This is a genomic window from Streptomyces sp. NPDC058741, from assembly GCF_042746715.1.
In the GTDB taxonomy this organism is placed as follows: Bacteria; Actinomycetota; Actinomycetes; order Streptomycetales; family Streptomycetaceae; genus Streptomyces.
The window spans coordinates 1-18,494 of sequence record NZ_JBHYQH010000052.1 but is presented as its reverse complement, the minus strand read 5'-3'; the positions used below and the strand labels follow the sequence as shown (position 1 = coordinate 18,494).

The window sequence follows — 18,494 nt, the reverse complement described above, 5'->3', positions numbered from 1 at the left end:
CTGCGCCCCGACCGGGCGGGGGGCCCTCATCGCATCAAGGACGTCATGAGTCAGCAGCACTCCGCCGCCCCCACCCTGAAGGAATCGGCCGTCGCCACCGTCACCAAGCGCCGCGACTGGTGGCGGGACGCGGTGATCTACCAGGTGTACCCGCGCAGCTTCGCCGACAGCAACGGTGACGGCATGGGTGACCTGGAGGGTGTCCGCACCCGTCTGCCGCACCTGCGTGACCTCGGCGTGGACGCCGTGTGGCTCAGCCCCTTCTACGCCTCGCCGCAGGCCGACGCCGGCTACGACGTCGCCGACTACCGTGCCGTCGACCCCATGTTCGGCAACCTCCTGGACGCCGACGCGCTGATCCGCGACGCCCACGAGCTCGGCCTGCGGATCATCGTCGACCTCGTGCCCAACCACTCCTCGGACCAGCACGAGTGGTTCAAGCGGGCCGTCGCCGACGGTCCGGGCTCGCCGCTGCGCGAGCGCTACCACTTCCGCCCCGGCAAGGGCGAGAAGGGCGAACTGCCGCCCAACGACTGGGAGTCGATCTTCGGCGGCCCGGCCTGGACCCGGGTCACCGAGCCCGACGGCACGCCCGGCGAGTGGTACCTGCACCTCTTCGCCCCCGAGCAGCCCGACTTCAACTGGGAGCACCCGGCGGTCGGCGACGAGTTCCGCTCCATCCTGCGCTTCTGGCTGGACATGGGCGTCGACGGCTTCCGGATCGACGTCGCCCACGGCCTGGTGAAGGCCGACGGGCTGCCCGACCTCGGGTCCCACGACCAGGTGAAGCTGCTGGGCAACGATGTCATGCCGTTCTTCGACCAGGAGGGCGTGCACGCGATCTACCGGCAGTGGCGCCTCATCCTCGACGAGTACGCCGAAAAGAAGGGGCCCGAAGGGCCTTCGTCGGAGGGGCGGTGGTGGGAGACGGGCGGGCGCATCTTCGTCGCCGAGGCGTGGACGCCCACCATCGAGCGCACCGCCCACTACGTCCGCCCGGACGAGCTGCACCAGGCGTTCAACTTCCAGTACCTCAGCACCCACTGGGACGCCGCCGAGATGCGCGAGGTCATCGACCGCACCCTGGAGGCGATGCGCCCGGTCGGCGCCCCCGCCACCTGGGTGCTGTCCAACCACGACGTGACCCGGCACGCCACCCGGTTCGCCAACCCGCCCGGCCTCGGCACCCAGATCCGCCTGGCCGGCGACCGCGAGCTGGGGCTGCGCCGGGCGCGCGCCGCGAGCCTGCTGATGCTGGCCCTGCCCGGCTCGGCGTACATCTACCAGGGCGAGGAGCTCGGCCTGCCCGACGTCGTCGACCTGCCGGACGAGGTGCGCCAGGACCCGGCGTACTTCCGGGGCGCGGGCCAGGACGGCTTCCGCGACGGGTGCCGGGTGCCGATCCCGTGGACCCGGACGGGGACGTCGTACGGCTTCGGTGACGGCGGCAGCTGGCTGCCGCAGCCGGAGGGCTGGGGCGAGCTGAGCGTCGAGGCGCAGACCGGCGTGGCCGGTTCGACGCTGGAGCTGTACCGGGCCGCGCTCGCGGTGCGCCGGGAGCAGCCTGACCTCGGTGCCGGCTCGTCGGTGGAGTGGCTGCGCGCGCCGGAGGGCGTACTCGCCTTCCGGCGCGGGGAGTTCGTGTGTGTGGCGAACACCACCCGGGAGTCGGTGGCGACGCCGTCGTACGGCCGGGTGCTGGTCGCGAGCGGGGAGATCGTCGAGGTGGACGACGAGGCGAAGCTGCCCGCCGACACCACCGTGTGGTGGACCACCGCGGTCACCGGCTGAATTTTCCTGTGAATTTTGTACGGCCCGCTGCCCTTTCGGGTGGCGGGCCTTTAATATCTCGTCACTGCAAGGGTTTCTGAACCTTGCAGCAAGTGCCTTCAACGAAGAAGGAAACCCCACATGGCACGCAGATACCTCTCCGCCGCCGTCGCTCTCGCCGCGGCTGCGGTTGTCATGACCCCGACTGGCGCCCAGGCCTCCCCTCCTGGCACCAAGGACGTCACGGCCGTCCTCTTCGAGTGGAAGTACGCCTCCGTCGCCAAGGAGTGCACCAGCACCCTCGGCCCGGCGGGCTACGGCTACGTCCAGGTCTCCCCGCCCGCCGAGCACATACAGGGCTCGCAGTGGTGGACCTCGTACCAGCCGGTCAGCTACAAGATCGCCGGCCGGCTCGGTGACCGCAGCGCCTTCCAGAACATGGTGAACACCTGCCACGCGGCCGGTGTGAAGGTCGTCGTCGACACCGTGATCAACCACATGTCGGCGGGCAGCGGCACCGGCACCGGCGGCTCGTCGTACACGAAGTACAACTACCCCCGCCTGTACTCCTCCTACGACTTCGACAACTGCACCTCGCAGATCAACAACTACCAGGACCGCGGGAACGTCCAGAACTGCGAACTGGTCGGCCTGGCCGACCTCGACACCGGCGAGAACTACGTGCGCGGAGCCATCGCCACGTACATGAACGACCTGCTCTCGCTCGGCGTCGACGGCTTCCGCATCGACGCGGCCAAGCACATCCCGGCCGCCGACCTCGCCAACATCAAGTCCCGCCTGACCAACCCGTCCGCCTACTGGAAGCAGGAGGCCATCTACGGCGCCGGCGAGGCCGTCCAGCCCAGCGAGTACACGGGCAACGGCGACGTCCAGGAGTTCCGCTACGCCTACGACCTCAAGCGGGTCTTCAACAACGAGAACCTCGCCTACCTGAAGAACTACGGCGAAGGCTGGGGCTACATGAGCAGCCGCGTCTCCGGCGTCTTCGTGGACAACCACGACACCGAGCGCAACGGCTCCACGCTCAGCTACAAGGACGGCGCCACCTACACGCTGGCCAACGTCTTCATGCTGGCCTGGCCCTACGGCGCCCCGGACATCAACTCCGGCTACGAGTTCAGCAACGCCGACGCCGGACCGCCCAACGGCGGTCAGGTCAACGCCTGCTGGCAGGACGGCTGGAAGTGCCAGCACAAGTGGCGTGAGATCAAGTCGATGGTCGGCTTCCGCAACGCCACGCGGGGCCAGGCCGTCACCAACTGGTGGGACAACGGGGGCGACGCGATCGCCTTCGGCCGGGGCAGCAAGGGCTTCGTGGCCATCAACCACGAGTCGGGCTCGCTGAACCGGACGTACCAGACCTCGCTGCCCGCCGGGACGTACTGCAACGTGCAGAACAACACGACGGTGACGGTGAACTCCAGCGGCCAGCTCACGGCCACCCTGGGCGCCAACACGGCCCTCGCGGTCTACGCGGGCAAGTCCAGCTGCTAGACGGGCGTTCGCACCGCCGGCGGCCCCCATGGCGACGTCCCCGCGGCCGTGGGGGCCGCTCCTCCGGACCGACTCCGGTTGTTGAAAGTTCTTTCCAATGCTTTCAGGACTCTTGCTGTAAGCGTTTCGGCGGCGATACGGTCGCGCGGGGTCGGACCCGAGAGAGCCGCAATCGCAAGGAGTCCACGTCAGTGATACCGAGATGGCCGGCGCCGCACCGGCGCCGAACCGCCCGTGCCGGACGGGTCGCCGCGGTCACCGCCACCGCGCTGGCCGCAGCACTCGTCCAGCCGCTCGCCGCCGGGGCGGCCACGCTCCCGCCGCCTCCGTCGGACGCCAGGCTGGCCGCCGAGCCGGCCCGGCACGACGCCACCCGTGAGCAGTTCTACTTCGTCCTGCCGGACCGTTTCGCCAACGGCGACCCGCGCAACGACAAGGGCGGCCTGACCGGCTCACGCCTCGCCACCGGCTACGACCCGACCGACAAGGGCTTCTACCAGGGCGGCGACCTCAAGGGCCTGACGAAGAAGCTCGACTACATCAAGGGCCTCGGCACCACCGCCCTGTGGATGGCGCCGATCTTCAAGAACCGGCCCGTGCAGGGCACCGGCAAGGACGCCTCGGCCGGCTACCACGGTTACTGGATCACCGACTTCACGCAGGTCGACCCGCACTTCGGCACCAACGAGGACCTCGAGACCCTCATCGACAAGGCCCACGACAAGGGCATGAAGGTCTTCTTCGACGTCATCACCAACCACACGGCCGACGTCGTCGACTACGAGGAGAAGTCCTACGGCTACCTCTCCAAGGGCGCCTTCCCGTACCTGACGAAGGACGGCGTGCCCTTCGACGACGCCGACTACGCCGACGGGCGGCGGGACTTCCCCGAGGTCGACCGCGACTCGTTCCCGCGCACGCCGGTGGCCGCGCAGAGGAACAAGGTCCCGTCGTGGCTCAACGACCCGACCATGTACCACAACAGGGGCGACTCCACCTTCGCCGGTGAGAGCTCCACCCACGGTGACTTCTCCGGTCTCGACGACCTGTGGACCGAGCGTCCCGAGGTCGTCAGCGGCATGGAGAAGATCTACCGGCGCTGGGTGCGGGACTTCGACATCGACGGCTTCCGGATCGACACCGTGAAGCACGTCAACATGGAGTTCTGGACGCAGTGGGCGACCGCCCTGGACGCCTACGCGGCGAAGAAGGGCCGGGACGACTTCTTCATGTTCGGCGAGGTCTACTCCGCCGACACGAACGTCACCGCCCCCTACGTCACCCAGGGCCGGCTCGACGCCACCCTCGACTTCCCCTTCCAGGAGGCGGCCCGCCAGTACGCCTCCCAGGGCGGCAGCGCCCAGAAGCTCGCGGGCGTCTTCGGCGACGACTACAAGTACACGACCGGCAAGTCCAACGCGTACGAGCAGGTCACCTTCCTCGGCAACCACGACATGGGCCGCATCGGGTCGTTCCTCAGGCAGGACAACCCGAAGGCCACCGACGCCGAGCTCCTCGCCAAGGACAAGCTCGCCAACGAGCTGATGTTCCTCAGCCGCGGCAACCCCGTCGTCTACTACGGCGACGAGCAGGGCTTCGCCGGCCCGGGCGGCGACAAGGACGCCCGGCAGACCATGTTCGCCTCGCGCACCGCCGACTACCTCGACGACGACCGCATCGGCACCGACGCCACCCACGCCGAGGACGCCTACGACACCAGGGCGCCCCTGTACCGGCAGATCAGCGCGCTCGCCAAGCTCCGCAAGGCGAACCCGGCGCTCACCGACGGCGTCCAGCAGCAGCGCCACGCGGCCGACGGGCCCGGCGTCTACGCCTTCTCCCGCACGGACGCGAAGACCGGCACCGAGTACGTCGTCGCCTTCAACAACGCCGCCGAGAAGAAGACCGCGACCTTCGCGACCGGCTCGGCCGGCATGACCTTCAAGGGCATCCACGGCACCGGCGCCTCCGTGAAGAGCGACGGGGACAAGAAGGTCACCGTCACCGTCCCGGCCGGCTCGGCGATCGTCCTCAGGGCGGCCGGAAAGCCCGCCAGGCCGGCCACCGCGCCCACGCTCGCTCTCAAGGCCCCGGCGGCCGGCGCCACCGGCACCGCCGAGGTCACCGCGGACGTCGACGGGGGACAGCGCAACCGCGTCGTCTTCGCCGCCCAGACCGGCAACGGCAAGTGGCAGGTCCTCGGCTCCGCCGACCACGCCCCCTACAAGGTCACCCACACCATCGGCAAGGACGTGCCGCCCGGCACCGCCCTGCGCTACAAGGCCGTCGTGATCGACGCGGCCGGCCGCACCGCGAGCGCCCTGGCCGCCTCCACCACCGGCACCCCGCCGGTGGAGGAGCCGCCCACGGCCTCCTCCCGCGACTACGCGATCGTCCACTACAAGCGCACCGACGGCGACTACGCCGACTGGGGGCTGTACGCCTGGGGCGACCTCGCCGAGGGCGAGGCCACCGAGTGGCCGAAGAGCCACCCCTTCGTCGGCCGCGACGCCTACGGTGCCTTCGCCTACGTCAAGCTCAAGCCCGGAGCCTCCAGCGTCGGCTTCCTCGTCATCGACAAGGACGGCAACAAGGACGTCTCCACCGACCGCACGATCGACGTCACCAAGACCGGCGAGGTCTGGATCGAGCAGGGCAAGGACACCGTCACCAGCGAGCGCCCCGACTACCCGGCGCCCGACAAGAGCAAGGCCGTCCTGCACTACCACCGCGCCGACGGGGCCTACGGCGGCTGGGGCCTGCACGTGTGGACGGGCGCCGCGAACCCCACCGACTGGTCGAACCCCCTGAAGCCGGTCAAGACTGACTCCTATGGCGCGGTCTTCGAGGTGCCGCTCACCGAGGGTGCCACCAGTCTCAGCTACATCCTGCACAAGGGCGACGAGAAGGACCTGCCCACCGACCAGTCGCTCGACCTCAAGGCGAGCGGCCACGAGGTGTGGCTGGTGAGCGGCCAGGAGAAGTACCTGCTCCCGCAGCCCGCGGGCTCGGCCGCCGCACTCGACCTGACCACCTCCAAGGCGGTCTGGATCGACCGGAACACCCTCGCCTGGAACGGGGCCGAGGCCGCCGCCTCCACCCAGCTGCTGTACTCCCGCGACGGCTCGATCGCGGTGAAGGACGGCGCCCTCACCGGTGACGCGAAGTGGCTGCGGCTGTCCAGGGCGGAGCTCAGCGACGCCCAGAAGGCCGCCTTCCCGCACCTGAAGGAGTACGACGCCTTCAGCGTCGACCCGCGCGACCGCGACCGGGTCCGCGCCGCCCTGCGCGGCCAGGTCGTCGCCACCCAGCACGCCGCCAACGGGGCCGTCCTCGCGGCCACCGGCGTCCAGATCGCCGGGGTCCTCGACGACCTCTACGACGCCACGAAGGCCGACCTCGGGCCGACCTTCACCCGGGGCCGCCCCACGCTGTCCGTGTGGGCCCCGACCGCGCAGTCGGTGGCCCTGGAGATCGGCGGCTCCACCGTCGCCATGAAGCGTGACGTTGCCACCGGCGTCTGGTCCGTCACCGGCCCCGCGTCCTGGAAGGGCAAGCCCTACCGCTACGTCGTGAAGGTCTGGGCGCCCAGCGTCCGCAAGGTCGTCACCAACAAGGTCACCGACCCCTACGCCGTCGCCCTCACCGCCGACTCCGAGCGCAGTCTCGTCGTCGACCTGCGCGACAAGGCCCTCAGGCCCGCCGGCTGGTCGACGTACACCAAGCCCAGGGCCGTTCCGCTGCGGGACGCCCAGATCCAGGAGCTGCACATCCGGGACTTCTCCGTCGAGGACCGCACGGCGAAGCACCCCGGCACCTACCTCGCCTTCACCGCCAAGGACAGCGACGGCTCCAAGCACCTGCGCGAGCTGGCGAAGGCCGGCACCTCGTACGTGCACCTGCTGCCCGCCTTCGACATCGCCACCATCCCCGAGCGCAAGGCCGACCAGGCGAGGACCGACTGCGACCTGGCCTCCTACCCGGCCGACTCCGACAAGCAGCAGGAGTGCGTGGGGAAGATCGCCGCGAAGGACGCCTACAACTGGGGCTACGACCCCTACCACTACACGGTCCCCGAGGGCTCCTACGCCACCGACCCCGACGGCACGGCCCGCACGGTCGAGTTCCGCAAGATGGTCAAGGCGCTCAACGACGACGGCCTCAGGGTCGTCATGGACGTGGTCTACAACCACACCGCCGCCAGCGGCCAGGCGGACACCTCCGTCCTGGACCGGATCGTGCCCGGCTACTACCAGCGGCTCCTGGCCGACGGCTCGGTCGCCAACAGCACCTGCTGCGCCAACACGGCCACCGAGAACGCCATGATGGGCAAGCTGGTCGTCGACTCGATCGTCACCTGGGCCAAGGAGTACAAGGTCGACGGCTTCCGCTTCGACCTCATGGGCCACCACCCGAAGGCCAACATCCTCGCGGTCAGGAAGGCCCTCGACGCGCTGACGCCCGCGAAGGACGGTGTCGACGGCAAGAAGATCATCCTGTACGGCGAGGGCTGGAACTTCGGCGAGGTCGCCGACGACGCCCGCTTCGAGCAGGCCACGCAGAAGAACATGGCGGGCACCGGTGTCGCCACCTTCTCCGACCGGGCCCGTGACGCCGTGCGCGGCGGCGGCCCCTTCGACGAGGACCCCGGCGTCCAGGGCTTCGCCTCCGGCCTGTACACCGAGCCCAACGCCTCCGAGAACAACGGCACTGCGGCCGAGCAGAAGGCCCGGCTGCTGCACTACCAGGACCTGATCAAGGTGGGGCTCTCCGGCAACCTCGCCGCGTACCGGTTCACCGACACCGACGGCAAGGAGGTCAAGGGCTCCGAGGTCGACTACAACGGCGCCCCCGCCGGATACGCCGACGCCCCGGGCGACGCCCTCGCCTACGCCGACGCGCACGACAACGAGTCCCTCTTCGACGCCCTCGCCTTCAAGCTGCCGGCGTCGGTGGACGCCTCCGACCGGGCCCGCATGCAGGTCCTCGCGATGGCGACGGCCACCCTCTCCCAGGGCCCGGCCCTCTCCCAGGCGGGCACCGACCTGCTGCGCTCCAAGTCCCTGGACCGCAACTCCTACGACAGCGGCGACTGGTTCAACGCCGTCCACTGGAACTGCGAGGACGGCAACGGCTTCGGCCGAGGACTGCCCATGGCGGACGACAACGCCGACAAGTGGCCGTACGCCAAGCCGCTGCTGACCAAGGTGAAGGTGGGCTGCGAGCAGATCGAGGGGGCCTCGGCCGCCTACCGCGACCTGCTGAAGATCCGCGGCACCGAGAAGGACTTCTCCCTCGGCACGGCCGAGCAGGTGCAGTCCCGGCTGTCCTTCCCGCTGTCCGGCAAGGACGAGACGCCCGGCGTGATCACCATGCGGCTCGGTGACCTCGTCGTCGTCTTCAACGCCACGCCCGAGCAGCAGGAGCAGACCGTGCCCGCACTCGCGGGGACGGGCTACCGGCTGCACCCGGTGCAGGCGGCGGGGGCGGACGCCACCGTCAAGTCCTCCTCGTACGCCGAGGGGTCGGGCACCTTCGCCGTCCCCGGCCGCACGGTCGCGGTCTTCACCCGGACCGCCGGATAACGCACGGCACCCGTGGGGCGGACCGCTGCCGGCGGTCCGCCCCACCTCCGTCTCGGTGGCCGTACCGGCCCTGCGGCCAGGGTGAGGCTCCTCGACCGAGGACAGGAGTGCTGATGCCGCAGATCACCGTCGACTATTCCGCCGACCTCGCCGCCCGCTTCGACCGGCCCGGATTCGCCCAGGCGCTGCACGAGGCGACGGTCGAGATCGCGTCCGCCAAGCCGCCGGCCTGCAAGAGCCGGTTCCGCCCGACCGAGGACATCGTGGTCGGCCCCGAGACCGCGGGGCACGCCCATGTGCACATCCACATCGCCCTGCTCGCCGGCCGCACCGACGAGACCAAGGCCCGGCTCACCCAGGCCGCGCTGGACCTGCTGCGCAAGCACCTGAGCCCCGCCGAGGGCGTCGCGCTGCACGCCTCCGCCGAGGTCCGGGACCTCGACCCCTCGTACGCCGGGTTCGAGAGCTGAGCGGCCCGCCGGCCCTCGGGCCTCAGGTCGCCAGGGAGACGAGCCGGCCGGCCAGCCGCGCGAACGGGCCGTCGGCCGGCTCGTCCCCGACGACGCGGCGCAGCAGGGCCGCCGTCTCCTCGTCGTAGGACGCGGCCACCGCGGCGAGCGCGGCGAAGTCGTCGACGAGCTGCGTCTCCAGTTCCTCGCGCGGGATGCGCCGGCCGTCCAGCCAGATCAGCGCCGTCGACTCGGCGAGCGAGATCCAGGACCGCACGACCAGTTCCAGACGCGCGGGCGGGTCGGTCACGCCCAGGTGCGAAAGGATCTGGACATACGCGGCCTGCCGTACGGAGTCGATCAGCGCGTTGGTCGTCGAGGAGCCGACCGTCGGCCCGCCGCGCATCAGGGCGGAGAACCCGGGCCCGTGGTCGTCCACGAAGTCGAAGTAGCGGCGCATCACGCGCAGCAGCCGCGCCCCCAGCGGGCCCTCGTGCGGCTCCGCGAACCGGGCTGCCAGATCGTCCGAAGCGCGCTTCAACGCGGCCTCGTACAGGCTGAGTTTGCCGGGGAAGTAGTGGTAGACCAGCGGGCGTGAGATGCCCGCGGCGGACGCTATCTCGTCGATCGAGACCTCGTCGGGCGAGCGGCGGCTGAACAGTTCGAGGGCGACGCCGATCAACTGCTGCCGACGCTCCTCGACTCCCATTCTGCGGCGTACCCCGGTAGTCATACGAACACCTTACCGATCGATTCCGGCCTCGAACGGGCCGGATCGATGGCCGATGTTCACCTGAGATCTTCGAACACCCGTCGGAGTCGGCCCGTCAGTGCAGCCCGCCGAGCGAACGCCCGTCCCGCAGCCTCCCCTTGAGCTCCGCCTGCGCCCCCTGCTCGGCCCGTACGGTCAGCAGACTGCCGTCCGCCGCTCCCTCGACGCCGCCCGTCGCCCGGATCGACGCCGTCTGCCGGCTACCGGCCGCCAGCAGGTACCAGCCATCCGCCTTTGACTTCCACAGCACCCCGGCCAGCACGTGCGGATCGCGCACCCCGCACGCCGGGACGTTCTCGGCCTTCGCCGCCACCGCCCCGTACCTGCCGCCCGGGGTGTGGAACTGCGCCAGCACCCGCGCCCCGCCGCCCCGCCAGGTCTCCGCCCGGGTGCACACCCAGACCGCCGAGCCGCTCGCGTCGGGCAGCGGCTGCTCGTTGAACGCCCAGGCGTTGACGCTGCGCACGCCCGCCGAGCGTACCGTGCCCAGCGAGCAGGCGAACGGCTGCCAGGTGTGCACCGCCCGCGTGCCCGCCACGTCCTTCGCGGCTCCGGGCGCGCCGGAGGTGAGCCGGGCCGGGACCAGTTCGCCGAGGTCGGTCAGCAGCCTGCTCCCGTCCCCGTCGGTCAGCTGCAGCACGTTCCACGAGGTGCACGGGCCCGACCGCAGGGCCGGGCTGGCCAGCGGCGCGGTCACCCCGTCGGTGAGCGTGAGGTCCATCGCGCCCGAGCCCGGCTTCATCAGATCGCGCTCACGCGCCTCGGTCACCCAGGGCGCGGTCAGATAGCGCACGTTGCCGTCGGCCCGGCCCAGGACCACCGCCCCCGCCTCGGCCCGGGAGGCCCCGTCGACCCGGGCGAAGTCGAGGGCGGCACCCTCGGCGCCGTCCTTCGGCTCCGCGTAGCGGGCGATGCGCAGCCCGTCGTGGAGGAGCACCACCCGCGCGGCGTCGACCGTCCCCGCGTACAGCAGCTGCGGCGGGCCGGCCGGGCCGCCCGAGGGGGTGCCGGGCGTCGCGGAGACCTGCACCGTCCCGCCGGGGCGTGCCCAGACGGCCAGGGCGCGGCGCAGCAGGGCGTCGTCGCCGGTGAGATCGCCGCGCGCCGGCCACACGGAGAAGTCGGTGCGCGCCGAGCTGCGCCACGCCGCGGGGGGAACGCGGGTCAGCTTCGCCGGGTCCAGGGCGGCCTGTGCTGCCGGGTTGCGCGCGTACGGGGGAGCGGCGGCACCGTCCGGGCCCCAGCCCTCACCGGGCAGACCGAGCAGCGCCCCGCACACCAGCAGCGCCGCTCCGGCGGCCAGCGCCGCCGTCAGGTGCCGGCGGCGGCGCATCAGGTCGGTGGGGCGCGCCTGCAGCGAGCAGGGGTCGAACTCGGCGGAGTCGAGCAGCCCGTACTGCGCGGGGATCCCGCCGGCCTCCAGCAGCGCGCCCTCCGGGTCGGCGACGCCCACGGCCGTGAGGACCTCCCGCGCGGCCTCCTGTGACAGCCGCTCCACACCCCGCAGCGCGTACGCGGCCCGGGCCGGTCCGGACAGGGTGGACAGCCGCTGGTCCAGCGCGAGCTCGTCGGCGCCGCCGGAGCGCGGGAACAGCTTCAGGCCCCACACCTGCGGCAGCACCGGCGGCAGCTGGGAGCGCCTCGGCCACGCCCTCCGCCGCAGCGGCAGCCCCGCCTCCAGCGCCGTACGCAGCACCTGCAGGCGGACCACGGCGTAGCCCGGGTCGCCGTCCCGGCCGCCCGACTGGGACGGGATCACCGGGGCGGGTGTGCGGTTGCGGGGGAGGGCCCGCTGGGTGAGCGCGTGTGCCGTCAGGACGCGCCTGCTGCGGCCCAGCCCGGGCGGCAGCACCAGATAGGCCAGCCGGACCAGCCGCGGATAGTGCTCGACGAGGGCGGCCTCGGCCTGCTCGACGCCGACGAGGGGGCCGGCGGAGGAACGGGGTGCGGGGCGCTGGGCGACTTCCTGTGGCTGCACGTTCAGCAGAACGAGCGAACCGGTGGATGGTCACCCGGCGCGCGGTGTCACGCCTCCGGCGGCTCCCCGGGCGCCACGAGCAGCCGGGCGTAGTTCGCCATCGACCGCTGGTAGCGCGGCAGGTGCGGGGCCAGGGCGCCCAGCGCCAGCGACAGGCCCTCGCGGTCACGGCCCAGGCTGGACAGGCACAGCGCGAGACAGGCCCGCACGGCGTCGTCCAGTTCGTCGCCGGGGGCGTCCAGCTCAGGGGTCAGCAGCGCGGCACCCTCGGCGGCCCGGCCGGTGTTGCGCAGTGAACTGGCGAGCTGGATCCTCGTCCGGCGGGCCTTGTAGGGGCTCACGTCGGCGAGGCCCAGCTCCAGCGCCTCCTGGTAGAGGGGCACCGCCTTGTCCGAGCGGCCCGTGGAGTCCCAGGCGCAGGCCCGCTCGAACGGGCCCAGCGGACTGTCCCCGGGCAGCTCGGCGACGAGGGCGTCCACCTCGGCGCGGAAGCGGGCCTCGCCCTCCTCGGTTCCGGCGAGGTCGTCGAAGCGGTCCCACAGGGCGGTCACACGGTCTTCCCAGTCCTGATCCACCCGCCCACCCTTCCACACGTGCGCCCGGACGGGCAGGCGGTATTTGAGCACCGCGGGCTCCGCGGCCGTATCGAAGGCGAGAGCCTCGTGTCAGGGCTCCGTGCGGCATGCGTCCGGACCGTGCCGTGACCAGGACCGGAGGAACAGATGAGGGTGACCCGACCGATGCTCGCGCTCAGCGGTGCGGTGGCCGTACTGGCGCTGGCCGGCTGCGGAGCCGGCGGCGAGGACGAGGCGGCCGTGCCGGAGGCGGTGACGGGCAGTCTGGAGCACATCGCGGCCGAGGCCGAGTGCAAGCCGAACATGCAGACCGACGCCGACACCATCCGTCAGGCCATCTGCGAGAAGGGCGCGGAGAAGTACGTCCTCGCGACCTTCGCCACGGACCGCGGCCAGCGCGAGTGGCTCAACACCGCCAAGGACTACGGCGGTTTCTACCTGGTCGGCCGCAAGTGGGTGGCCGTAGGCCACCAGGACGTGGTGCAGGAGCTGCGCGGCACACTGGGCGGCACCGTGGAGAGGGGGACCGACCACTCGCGGCACTCCTCCCCCGGCGGTGACGCGGGCGGACCGGCGCACACCGGTGACCACCACGGCAGCTGACCGCGCCGGTCCGCGGACACGGGAAAGCCGGCGGTGGGATCTCCCACCGCCGGCTTCTCAGCGGTCTGCTAGGTGCAGTCCTGGCCGCTGTTGATGCACTGAACCACCTGGTCCATCAGGTTCTCGTCCATGACGTTGATGAAGTCGTTGTGGTCGGTGATCGGCTTGTGCAGCTGCTCCGGGAAGCCGTCCACGGCGTACGGGGCCTGTACCTGACCGTTCTGGACGGTCGGGGCCGGCACGTCGTACACCAGGCGGACCTGGAGCTGTGGGATGGCCTGGAAGCCGTTCGGGCAGCTGCCGTCCTGCTGGACGAAGGCCACGTGGTCACGGTGGTTGGCGCTGTCGATGTTCTGTCCGTCCCAGCAGCTCTGGAAGTTGGACGTCCGCACCACCGAGCTGCCCTCGGGGCAGATCACGTACTTGTCGGTCACCTGCCGGTCCTCGAAGCCCGTACAGCTGAACGAGGTGTTGGCGTTCTTGAGGCCGTTGGTGAACGCCTTGGCGTCACCGGTGATGATGCGCAGGAACTTCGGCATCGCCACCACGTCGCTCTTCTTGTTGCCGACGAACTTCATCTCGGCCTGGCTGGCCTTGAGGATCTTGCCGACGTTGCCCTCGGCGCCACCGCCCAGGTCGTTCGCGTCGAACTCCTGCGTTCCGTCCTGCAGACGCAGCACCGGCCAGTAGTACGTGGACTTGTCGCCCTGGTTCTGGCACGAGGTGCCGGCCCCGGCCAGGTCCTCGTCGCTGGAGAACGCGTCGTTGTCCTGGTTGCCGACGTAGTCGTGCGTGTGGTGAGCGCCGTTGTCGACACCCGGGGCGACGATCAGGTTGTCGCTGTTGAACAGGTTGTTCTCGTTGACACCGCATTCCGTGGTGAACGAGCCGGTGGAACCGGAGTCGCCGTTGGCGGCCAGACCGTTCTCCAGGCCGCGGCTGTTCGGCTGGACCTGGTTGATGTCGACGAAGTCGTCGGCCACGGGGCCCACGGCTCCGTTGCCGTTGTCACCGGCCTGGCCGCCGCCCTGGTCCTGACCGTTGTCCTGACCCTGATCCTGACCGTCGTTGTCCTGGCCGTCGTTCTGGTCGCCACCGCCGTCGCCGTCGTTGGGGTTCGCCTGTTCGGCGCCCATGCCCTTGCACTCGGCGAACCGGTCGAGGTTCGACGGCGCCTTGCCGCCCACCCGGCGGATGTCGATGCCGATGCGGTCGATGACGGCGGTCCGCTTGGACTTCAGCGGGCCGAGGATGGCGTTGTCGACGAAGTTGACGTCCCCGGCCTGCGCCTGACGTGTCGAGGCCAGGCGGGAGTACGCCTCGGTGATCTGCTTGTCGAGGTTCGCCAGCTCCTTGTCCACCTCCCGGCGGGCGCGTTGCGGTACGTCGGTCAGTTCCTGTCCGACGTCCGGGCACTGGATCGTGGCGATCTGCACGCCCGCGGACTTCGTCTGGTTCGCCGAGTTCTCCTCATGCGCCGAGGCGTAGAAGTTTGCCCAGATCAGCCCGCCCCCACCGAGCGCTAGGGCCGCCGATGCGGCTATGGCCCTGGTGGCCAGCGGCGTACGGCGTTTTCTTGTGTTGCGTCCCATGGAACTCCTCTGACTTCCTTTTTCGGGGGCATCGAGGCGCCCGACAGGAGTGAAGCGGCTCCCTTCCATACGGAGTGCGCCCCACGGGTGTTCAGAGGTCCCGGGAACCGATGCGAGATTCGTGAGGACCATCTGCGCTCAACAGCCTCTTTCGCAGCGGAAGTTGTTGGTCTCACACCGAGGGTGAACGGGCCGGTCCGGTTCGGTCGGCCGCGGTCCCGGAAGGCCGGGGCCAACCGCACCCGCGGCGGGTGTTCACGTGCCGGTACCGGCCGCGAGCACCTTCGCCTCCACCTCCGGGTCCAGTCCGGAACGCGGGCGGTCCGGGCGCTGGGGCGCGACGCCGCCGGCGTCCTGGAGCCACCGCCAGGTGTCCGCCACGGTCTCCTCCACCGGCCGGCAGCGCAGGCCCGCCCCGACCGCCCGGGAGACGTCCGCGCTGTGCAGGGCGTCGTGCAGGTCGCTGTCCGGTGGGGTCCACACCGGCAGCTCCGTCCACGGCCGGACACCGGCCCGCAGGATCACCTCGGGCGCGGTCCAGCGCAGCTCGGCGTGGGCGCCGGTGACCCGGACGCAGGCGTCCAGCAACGCGCCCATGGTGGCGTGCCCCTGGGGACCGACCAGGTTGTACGGCCCGCTCAAGCCCCGCTCGGCCGCGTGCAGGATCCACGCGGCCAGGTCGCGGACGTCCACGTACTGCAGGGGCAGCTCGCGCGGCCCCGGGGCCAGTACCGGACCGCCGCGCGCCATCCGCCCCAGCCACCAGGGCAGCCGGCCGACGTTCTCGTACGGGCCGAGGATCAGCCCGGACCGGACGAGCACCGACCGGTCCGCGCCGAAGGCCGCCAGGACGGCCAGTTCGCCACCGCGCTTGTCCCGCGCGTAGTCGGTCTGGTCCGCGTCGGCCGAGGCCCCCTCGACCAGCGGCGCGTCCTCGTCGTACCCGGGGGCAGGGGACCAGGCGTACACCGAGCAGCTCGACACGTACACGTACCGGCGGGCGCGGTCCCGCAGCAGCCGCGCCGCGTCCCGGACCGCGCCGGGCGCCGCCGACCAGGTGTCGACCACGACGTCCCACTCGCCGGCGGCCCCGGCGAGGGCGGCGAGCCCTTCCTGCGCGGTGCGGTCGCCGGTCAGCGACCGCGCGCCCGGCGGCGCCGGGTGCCGACCCCGGTGCAGGACGGTCACGTCCCAGCCCCTCTCCAGCGCCGCCTCCACGACGGCCCGCCCGACGAACTCCGTACCACCCAGCATCAGCAGCCTCATGCCGAGGACTCTGCCCGGTGGCGCGGCGGGACGGAACGGGATCTGCTCTCGGCAGACGGTCGCGGTGCCTCCGGAGTGGCAGGCGGTCGGGGCCCGCGCGACCGCGCCTCATCCCACCAGGCGCTTGCGCCACCGGAGGGGTGTCACCTCGATCGCCCTGTCCGGGGAACCGTTCCACTGCGTGGACAGCCCGGCCGCGGTCAGCGCGGCCACGACCTCGTGTCCGACGGCGGCCGTGGTCTCCTCGGAGCCGTCGAACCCGCCGTAGTACAGCGACAGCCCGCCTCCCTCCGCCGCGCGGCGGGTGCCCTGGTGGTGGAAGAAGACGAACCCGCGCACCCGCGACACGTCGTCCACCTCCGCGCCGATCTCCATCAGGCCGCACCTGCGACAGCAGGTGAAGTCCTCCCGGGCGACGACGCCCGCGCGGTCCAGTGCCGCGAAGGCCCGCTCCAGCCGGTCCGGATCCGTCGGGCCGGTCCAGGCCTCCTGCTCCTGCACGCGCTCAAGCCACAGCCGCTCGACGATCTCGCGGGCCTGCGCGGGGGAGACGGGGGGCGGCTCCTCGCCCTCCCCCATCAGGTACACCGTCTCGCGGATCAGCGTCCCGACGTCCCGGTAGCCGTCCCGGAGCATCTCGCGGACGTGTCCCTCGGCCCGTGCCGCGACGTCCGGGGCGAGCTCCGGGGCACGCTCCGGCAGCCCGAACTCCTCGCGCTCCCAGGTGACCCCGGCGTCCCAGCCGTCCTCCTGCCGCGCCCAGCGCACCATCACCTCGGCGACCAGGCCGGGATCGCTCACCCGGGTCACCCACAGGTGGGGGACGTGCCCCGTGCGGTGCTGGAGGTCGTAGGCCCCGTCCCCGTCGCGCGCCGTCTGGATGAAGACCAGCGGCCGGTCCGGTATGCGCCGCACCACGAGGAAGTGGTCGTCGTCCCCGCCGATCCGCTCCACCAGCGCGCGCAACTCCCGCGCCGCGACCCGCGCGTGCGTCCGCCCGCTCTCCGTCGTCACCTTGATGGGCAGGCCCCCGTCGATCTCCATGCCCCCACCATGGCACGCCCCACCGACAACGCGAGGGGGCGCCCACCGTGAACGGCGGGCGCCCCCTCGGGAGCCGTGCGGGGCCGGATCAGACCTGGCCGGCCTTCTCCAGCGCCGTGCAGCAGGTGTCGACGAGCAGCCGGGTCACCACGTACGGGTCGACGTTGGCGTTCGGACGGCGGTCCTCGATGTAGCCCTTGCCGTCCTGCTCGACCTGCCAGGGGATGCGGACCGAGGCGCCGCGGTCGGACACGCCGTAGGAGAACGTGTCCCAGGGGGCGGTCTCGTGCAGGCCGGTCAGGCGGTCGTCGATGCCGGCGCCGTAGTTCTTGACGTGGTCGAGCGGCTTGGAGCCTTCGCCGAGGGACTCGCAGGCGGTGATGATCGCGTCGTAGGACTCGCGCATCGCCTTGGTGGAGAAGTTGGTGTGCGCGCCGGCGCCGTTCCAGTCGCCCTTGACCGGCTTGGGATCGAGGGTGGCGGCGATGTCGTGGTCCTCGGCGGTGCGATAGAGCAGCCAGCGGGCCACCCACAGCTGGTCCGAGACCTCCAGCGGGGCCAGCGGGCCGACCTGGAACTCCCACTGGCCGGGCATGACCTCGGCGTTGATGCCGGACAGGCCCAGACCGGCCTTCAGGCAGTTGTCCAGGTGCGCCTCGACGACGTCGCGGCCGAAGATCTCGTCGGCGCCGACACCGCAGTAGTAGCCGCCCTGCGGGGCCGGGAAGCCGCCCTTGGGGAAGCCGAGCGGGTAGCCGTCCTTGAAGAAGGTGTACTCCTGCTCGATGCCGAAGATCGGCTCCTGCGCCGCGAACTTCTCCGCGACCTCGGCCAGCGCGACACGGGTGTTGGTGGCGTGCGGGGTGAGGTCGGTGTTCAGGACCTCGCAGAGCACGAGCACGTCGTCGCCGCCGCGGATCGGGTCAGGGCAGGTGAAGACCGGCTTGAGGACGCAGTCCGAGGAGCGGCCCTCGGCCTGGTTGGTGGAGGACCCGTCGAAGCCCCAGACCGGCAGCGCGTCGAGACCGGCGGGGGAACCCGCGATGATCTTGGTCTTGGAACGCAGTTTGGCCGTCGGCTCGGTGCCGTCGATCCAGATGTACTCAGCCTTGAAGGTCACGGGCCACATCCTTCGGGGTGTGTCTGGGCGCGTATCGCGGGTGCTGCGGCGCTGCGGCACCGGGGCGCCGCGTGATGCTGCCCGGCAGCCTCGCAACGAGCGGTTTCCCGGCCATTGCCCGTGTGTGAAGCCCGTGTTACCCGGTGGCGCTGTGCCCCACCTCACGGGGAAGACCCGAGGCGGCACCGGCCACCGGCTTCCCTCCGTCAAGCCGGTGGCCGGTGC

The 18,494-nt window shown here is 71.4% G+C and carries 12 protein-coding genes; 5 read left to right on the top strand and 7 right to left on the bottom strand.

Annotated features, from left to right (window positions below; genetic code table 11):
- The first annotated feature begins 45 nt into the window (after positions 1-45).
- The 4 genes from ACFW6P_RS28705 to ACFW6P_RS28690 all read left to right on the top strand — a co-directional run bounded on the left by ACFW6P_RS28705 (position 46) and on the right by ACFW6P_RS28690 (position 9,340).
- On the top strand, positions 46-1,791 hold the full coding sequence (locus ACFW6P_RS28705; RefSeq protein ID WP_386425326.1) for a glycoside hydrolase family 13 protein: 1,746 nt from the start codon (positions 46-48) through the stop codon (positions 1,789-1,791).
- A gap of 120 nt (positions 1,792-1,911) precedes the next feature.
- Positions 1,912-3,285, top strand: coding sequence for an alpha-amylase family protein (locus tag ACFW6P_RS28700; RefSeq protein WP_386425323.1), 1,374 nt, complete (start codon positions 1,912-1,914; stop codon positions 3,283-3,285).
- Positions 3,286-3,476: 191 nt separating this feature from the next.
- The gene (pulA, locus tag ACFW6P_RS28695; RefSeq protein ID WP_386425320.1) at positions 3,477-8,870 is read left to right on the top strand and encodes a pullulanase-type alpha-1,6-glucosidase; all 5,394 of its coding nucleotides are present in this window, start codon (positions 3,477-3,479) and stop codon (positions 8,868-8,870) included.
- Between the two features lie 113 nt (positions 8,871-8,983).
- Positions 8,984-9,340, top strand: coding sequence for a 5-carboxymethyl-2-hydroxymuconate Delta-isomerase (locus ACFW6P_RS28690; protein ID WP_386358703.1), 357 nt, complete (start codon positions 8,984-8,986; stop codon positions 9,338-9,340).
- Between the two features lie 22 nt (positions 9,341-9,362).
- Here ACFW6P_RS28690 and ACFW6P_RS28685 read toward each other — a convergent pair whose 3' ends face one another.
- The 3 genes from ACFW6P_RS28685 to ACFW6P_RS28675 form a co-directional block, all read right to left on the bottom strand.
- The gene (locus tag ACFW6P_RS28685) at positions 9,363-10,052 is read right to left on the bottom strand and encodes a TetR/AcrR family transcriptional regulator (RefSeq protein ID WP_386358705.1); all 690 of its coding nucleotides are present in this window, start codon (positions 10,050-10,052) and stop codon (positions 9,363-9,365) included.
- A gap of 94 nt (positions 10,053-10,146) precedes the next feature.
- A complete protein-coding gene (locus ACFW6P_RS28680) occupies positions 10,147-12,069 on the bottom strand; it encodes a hypothetical protein (protein ID WP_386358706.1) in 1,923 nt (640 codons plus the stop codon).
- Positions 12,070-12,116: 47 nt separating this feature from the next.
- Positions 12,117-12,644 (bottom strand): tetratricopeptide repeat protein, encoded by a 528-nt coding sequence (locus ACFW6P_RS28675; protein WP_386358708.1) that lies wholly within the window; start codon positions 12,642-12,644, stop codon positions 12,117-12,119.
- A gap of 147 nt (positions 12,645-12,791) precedes the next feature.
- Here ACFW6P_RS28675 and ACFW6P_RS28670 point away from each other — a divergent pair, with 147 nt between their 5' ends.
- Positions 12,792-13,247 carry a hypothetical protein gene (locus ACFW6P_RS28670; protein WP_386358709.1) on the top strand — a complete coding sequence of 152 codons (456 nt, stop codon included), beginning with the start codon at positions 12,792-12,794 and terminating at the stop codon, positions 13,245-13,247.
- 68 nt (positions 13,248-13,315) lie between these two features.
- Here ACFW6P_RS28670 and ACFW6P_RS28665 read toward each other — a convergent pair whose 3' ends face one another.
- The 4 genes from ACFW6P_RS28665 to glnII all read right to left on the bottom strand — a co-directional run bounded on the left by ACFW6P_RS28665 (position 13,316) and on the right by glnII (position 18,269).
- Positions 13,316-14,839 (bottom strand): DUF1996 domain-containing protein, encoded by a 1,524-nt coding sequence (locus tag ACFW6P_RS28665; RefSeq protein ID WP_386358710.1) that lies wholly within the window; start codon positions 14,837-14,839, stop codon positions 13,316-13,318.
- Between the two features lie 255 nt (positions 14,840-15,094).
- Positions 15,095-16,105, bottom strand: a complete 1,011-nt coding sequence (locus ACFW6P_RS28660) for an NAD-dependent epimerase/dehydratase family protein (RefSeq protein ID WP_386358712.1) — start codon at positions 16,103-16,105, stop codon at positions 15,095-15,097.
- Positions 16,106-16,213: 108 nt separating this feature from the next.
- The gene (locus ACFW6P_RS28655) at positions 16,214-17,149 is read right to left on the bottom strand and encodes a DUF6891 domain-containing protein (RefSeq protein WP_386358714.1); all 936 of its coding nucleotides are present in this window, start codon (positions 17,147-17,149) and stop codon (positions 16,214-16,216) included.
- Between the two features lie 88 nt (positions 17,150-17,237).
- A complete protein-coding gene (gene glnII, locus ACFW6P_RS28650) occupies positions 17,238-18,269 on the bottom strand; it encodes a glutamine synthetase (protein ID WP_386358716.1) in 1,032 nt (343 codons plus the stop codon).
- Between the last annotated feature and the right edge of the window lie 225 nt (positions 18,270-18,494).

Excerpts from the sequence above, each read along its gene's own strand:
- ACFW6P_RS28705 (WP_386425326.1), top strand. The coding sequence starts at position 46 with ATGAGTCAGCAGCACTCCGCCGCCCCCACCCTGAAGGAATCGGCCGTC.
- ACFW6P_RS28700 (WP_386425323.1), top strand. The coding sequence starts at position 1,912 with ATGGCACGCAGATACCTCTCCGCCGCCGTCGCTCTCGCCGCGGCTGCG.
- ACFW6P_RS28690 (WP_386358703.1), top strand. The coding sequence starts at position 8,984 with ATGCCGCAGATCACCGTCGACTATTCCGCCGACCTCGCCGCCCGCTTC.
- ACFW6P_RS28685 (WP_386358705.1), bottom strand. The coding sequence starts at position 10,052 with ATGACTACCGGGGTACGCCGCAGAATGGGAGTCGAGGAGCGTCGGCAG.
- ACFW6P_RS28670 (WP_386358709.1), top strand. The coding sequence starts at position 12,792 with ATGAGGGTGACCCGACCGATGCTCGCGCTCAGCGGTGCGGTGGCCGTA.
- ACFW6P_RS28665 (WP_386358710.1), bottom strand. The coding sequence starts at position 14,839 with ATGGGACGCAACACAAGAAAACGCCGTACGCCGCTGGCCACCAGGGCC.
- ACFW6P_RS28660 (WP_386358712.1), bottom strand. The coding sequence starts at position 16,105 with ATGAGGCTGCTGATGCTGGGTGGTACGGAGTTCGTCGGGCGGGCCGTC.
- ACFW6P_RS28655 (WP_386358714.1), bottom strand. The coding sequence starts at position 17,149 with ATGGAGATCGACGGGGGCCTGCCCATCAAGGTGACGACGGAGAGCGGG.